The organism is Kitasatospora phosalacinea (genome assembly GCF_000717185.1).
Taxonomy (GTDB): domain Bacteria; phylum Actinomycetota; class Actinomycetes; order Streptomycetales; family Streptomycetaceae; genus Kitasatospora; species Kitasatospora phosalacinea_A.
This window is the reverse complement of the sequence record NZ_JNYE01000201.1, coordinates 1-3,408: the sequence shown is the minus strand read 5'-3', so window position 1 is coordinate 3,408 and position 3,408 is coordinate 1. Positions and strand designations below refer to the sequence as shown.

The following is a 3,408-nucleotide window of genomic DNA, read 5'->3' as shown; positions in this document are numbered from 1 at the left end:
ATGTCCCTAGTCCCGTGAGTTCGACCGGGACTGCAGTGCCGTAGCTGAGCAGCAGGCCAGGTCGATGAGTGTGTTCCGTGCGTGGAGCGAAGTTTGACGATCCGTCGGAAATCCTGAAGCTCTGCCGGTATCCTCGACGAAGTCGTCGCCCCGCTGAACTGGACAGCCCATGACGCTGGCAGTCGTACGGAACATCACCTCGGCCCGAGCGCTGCACACCCAGCGTGACATCGAGGACTTCGAGCAGGAGGTCGTCGACCAGTTCGCTCTGGCGATGGCCGCGGCGAACCTGACCGACGGGCACATCGGCAGCTGCCGCACGACGCTCTTCGAGTTCGCGCGCACTCTGCCAGGGCCGCTGTGGTCGGCGTCGTGCAACGACGCTGACAGCTTCCTCGCCGGCCTGCGGGTGGACGGGCAGGCCCACAGCACCCGGGCGGGCAAGGCCGGCATGCTCGCCCAGTTCTACGACTTCATGATCAGCCGCTACCAGGGCGACATCCATGCTCTGACCGGCGTTGTCGCCCAGCAGCCCATCGACGAGTACAACCGCCCGAGCAGCCCGGTCTTCGCCAACGTCCGAATTCCCCCTTCCGAGACGGAAGTTGAGCAGCTCTTCGGTCAGTGGCGGACGTCGATCCCGCAGGCTCGCAAGTACTTGACCGCTGCCCGCGACTACTTCGCCGCGTCGCTGTGGCGTCGGTTGGGACTGCGGATCAACGAGTCGCGGATGCTCGACATCCGAGATTGGCGGCCCGACCTCGGCCAGTTCGGCAAGCTGCATGTGCGCTTCGGCAAGGGCAGCCGCGGTCGGGGCCCCAAGCCGCGCATGGTCCCCGCGATCGACGGTGCCGACCGGCTGATCAACTGGTGGCTGAGCGATGTCCGCCCTCAGTTCGGCCCGGACTGGGCCGACCCCGGCGCACCGCTGCTGCCGAGCGAGCGGCACGACGAGCTGACCGGACACTGCACCCGCATCGGCGACGATGCCCTGCGCGGCGGTCTGAAAGCCGCGACCAAGCTGTGGCTGCCCTCCTGGGAGGGGCGCCTTACACCACACGTCCTGAGACACTTCTGCGCCTCCTCTCTGTATGCAACTGGCATGGACCTCAGGGCACTTCAAGAACTTCTCGGGCACGAGTGGCTGTCCACGACGACCCGCTACATCCACGTCCGCAGCGACCACGTCGAACGCGCCTGGACGGCGGCCAATCAGCGGCTCGAAGCCCGCTTCGGAGAGGTGTGAACCAGTGCAGTGGAACCTGCGACTCAAAGCTGCGGAGCGCGGCATCTGGAAGTCGACCGACATGCGGCGCAGGCTCGCCGAGGCCGGCCTGGAGATCAGCGCGGGCAAGATGTCCGCGCTGTGGACCGGCACGCCGGTCAGCGTCCGCCTCGACGACCTCGACGTGATCTGCGCCGTCCTGGACTGCGATCCGACGGCGCTGCTGATCCGTGAGCCCGCCAAGGTCGCGGCCCGCAGACCTTCCGAGGCCGCTGCCGTCAACGCCTCCTCCAACGCCTCCGAAGCCGGACCGGTCATCGCTCCCCGCTTCGGCCGGCCCCGCTCGGAGCCGCCGGTATGAGCATCCAGCCGCCCCTCAAGTGCCAGGTCTGCGGGATCAACCGGGTCGCCTGGACCAAGCCCCGCGTGGACGTCTGCTACACCTGCCTGCCCGGCGGCCCGTTCACCCCGCCGCCGTGCCGCTCCTGCGGCTCGACCGACTACTTCAGCCAAGGCCAGTGCACCCGCTGCCACCCCGGCGCCCCACTCCACATCGGAGCCTGCCGCGGCTGCCTCGCCTGGGGCGTCTACCGCCAGCGCAGCTGGCTGTGCTGGAGCTGCCGCTGGTGGCGAAGCCATTACGAGATCGCGGCCTGCCAGTTCTGCGACCGCGAGAGCCGGATCAACGGCCAGGGCGCGTGCCGCCTGTGCTGGGAGAACGCCCGGTTCCACCAAGAGGTCGGCCGCGCTCCGAACCTCGCCGACGCCGTCCGCCTCGGTCAGCAGCTCTTCCTCGCCAACCTCCAGTACGACCAGACCGGCGCCGCCCGCCGCCGCGCAGCCCGCGAACGCGAACTGCGCGAGCAGCGGCCGGATCGGCCGGCCACCACGGTCACCGAAGCACGCCAACTCCTGCTCTTCCGGATGCCGGCGGGACACGGCGCCCTCAAGCAACGGGCCCTGACCCAGCACTCGCCGCTCCTCCAGCACTGCGAGCCCATCCTGCGCGAGCACGCCGAGCGGCACTCGTGGAGCACCCGACAGACCAACAGCGTCGTCCACACCCTCAAGCTCCTGGACGCCCAGGAGCAGTGGCACGGGCAGATGATCCTCGCCAGCGACATCGCCGCCAGCATGCGACACGGCGGGACCATGGTCTCCACCATCGAAATCCTCGATGCTGCAGGGCTGTTGACCGATGACCGGGTGAGCGCGGTCGAGCTCTACTTCGCCAAGCACACTGCCGGCCTGCCCGAGCCCATGCTCGAACAGCTGCAGCTCTGGTTCGACATCATGCTCAACGGAAGCGCCACTGCACCGCGCAGGCGCGCTCGCACGAAGGGGACCATCAAATGGCACATCCAGGGAATGGCACCCATCTGGCGACGCTGGGCCAAGGAAGGACACCAATCCCTCGCGGAGATCACCCGTCAGCAGTTCATCGACGCCGTACCCGCGCAGGGCAGTAGCCGAGTCCACGCCGACCAGGGGCTGAGGTCCGTCTTCGACATCCTCAAGTCGCGCAAGCGCATCTTCGCTAACCCGACCCGAGGCGTGCCGGTGACCCAGAGCAACGCCACCGTTCCCCTCACGCTCGACACGGCCAAGATCCGCGAAGCGCTGAACTCGCCCGACACCACCGCTGCCCTCTCGGTCGCGCTGGTCGCCTTCCACGGACTGACAGCCCCGCAGATCTCCTCGATCCAGCTCACGGACGTCGTCGACGGCAAGCTCAGCGTCGCGGGCAAGTCGATCCCTCTGGCCGGCCCTGTCCTCAGCCGGCTTGCTGCCTACCTCGACTACCGTGCACGGACGTGGCCTAACACCCTCAACCCGCACCTGATCGTCACCCGCAAGACCGCCCCCAGAGCCATAGCCACGAGCCGGCTCTTCGCCTTCCGCAAGGTCGACGTGAAGCCGCAGGCCCTGCGCGACGACCGGATCCTCCAGGAGATCCTCGCTACCGGCGGTGACGCCCGCCGGATCTGCGACTTCTTCGGGCTGGGCATCGAGGCCGCCAACCGCTACACCTCCGCCCTCGGCCACCCCGGCCTCAATGGCGCCAGCGACACCGGCGCGGAGGAGAAGACGGGAACCCACGACCCCACGTAGACTCATTGCCGCACCTCAGGACGAGCCACGGGAAATGACGGGACGTCAGTTTTCGTGAACTCACGGGGTTT

Annotated in this window: 3 protein-coding genes; all 3 read left to right on the top strand. The window is 68.0% G+C overall.

Annotation, left to right across the window (positions count from 1 at the left end; genetic code table 11):
* Positions 1 to 169: 169 nt before the first annotated feature.
* The 3 genes from OO57_RS37420 to OO57_RS37410 are packed head-to-tail and all read left to right on the top strand — an operon-like array spanning position 170 to position 3,337.
* Positions 170 to 1,246 (top strand): tyrosine-type recombinase/integrase, encoded by a 1,077-nt coding sequence (locus tag OO57_RS37420; RefSeq protein ID WP_033257339.1) that lies wholly within the window; start codon positions 170 to 172, stop codon positions 1,244 to 1,246.
* A 4-nt stretch (positions 1,247 to 1,250) separates the two neighbouring features.
* Positions 1,251 to 1,586, top strand: a complete 336-nt coding sequence (locus tag OO57_RS37415) for a helix-turn-helix domain-containing protein (RefSeq protein WP_033257337.1) — start codon at positions 1,251 to 1,253, stop codon at positions 1,584 to 1,586.
* Positions 1,583 to 3,337 carry a hypothetical protein gene (locus tag OO57_RS37410; RefSeq protein WP_063737736.1) on the top strand — a complete coding sequence of 585 codons (1,755 nt, stop codon included), beginning with the start codon at positions 1,583 to 1,585 and terminating at the stop codon, positions 3,335 to 3,337. The genes OO57_RS37415 and OO57_RS37410 overlap by 4 nt, the downstream gene beginning before the upstream one ends.
* Positions 3,338 to 3,408 lie beyond the last annotated feature (71 nt).

Coding starts and splice junctions, on each gene's coding strand:
- OO57_RS37420 (WP_033257339.1), top strand. CDS start 170: ATGACGCTGGCAGTCGTACGGAACATCACCTCGGCCCGAGCGCTGCAC.
- OO57_RS37410 (WP_063737736.1), top strand. CDS start 1,583: ATGAGCATCCAGCCGCCCCTCAAGTGCCAGGTCTGCGGGATCAACCGG.